Source organism: Maribellus maritimus (assembly GCF_022267315.1).
Classification (GTDB): domain Bacteria; phylum Bacteroidota; class Bacteroidia; order Bacteroidales; family Prolixibacteraceae; genus Draconibacterium; species Draconibacterium maritimum.
Genome location: NZ_JAIKLE010000172.1, coordinates 1 through 466 on the forward strand (window position 1 = coordinate 1; position 466 = coordinate 466).

Annotated in this window: 1 protein-coding gene; it reads left to right on the forward strand. The window is 36.9% G+C overall.

Annotation, left to right across the window (positions count from 1 at the left end):
- The coding region (locus tag K5G00_RS29570; protein WP_238770260.1) for a winged helix-turn-helix domain-containing protein at positions 1–338 on the forward strand (338 nt) is incomplete at its 5' end.
- Positions 339–466 lie beyond the last annotated feature (128 nt).

Genomic DNA, 466 nt, shown 5'->3' on the forward strand with positions numbered 1-466 from the left:
TAGGGGTGCATAAACGCACCATAGAACGCTGGTTAAATAAATATGATGCGAATGGTGTTGATTTTATGGTTCAGAATCAATCAAAGCCCAAAGAATCCCAATATATAACAGATGAAATTCATAATGGATTAGCATCCAGAGTTACTAATAACCGTAATCCGTTCCTGGGGTACTGGGATGCACAACAATGGGTAAAAAGCGAATATGGGGTAGATATAAATTACCATACTTTGCGCTATCATTTAATCAAACATTTTGGGACGAAGCTAAAATCTCCAAGAAAATCCCATGTAAAAAAAGATGACCAGGCTGCAGAAGCCTTTTTTAAAACTACCTAATGTGTTTAGTCAACTTGGAAACAGTCTGGATAAAAATAAGTTTCCATCTGTAAACCTTTATTTCCAGGATGAAAGCAGGTTTGGATTAATGAGTCATATCGGACGCTGTATAACAGCAAAAGGCGTAC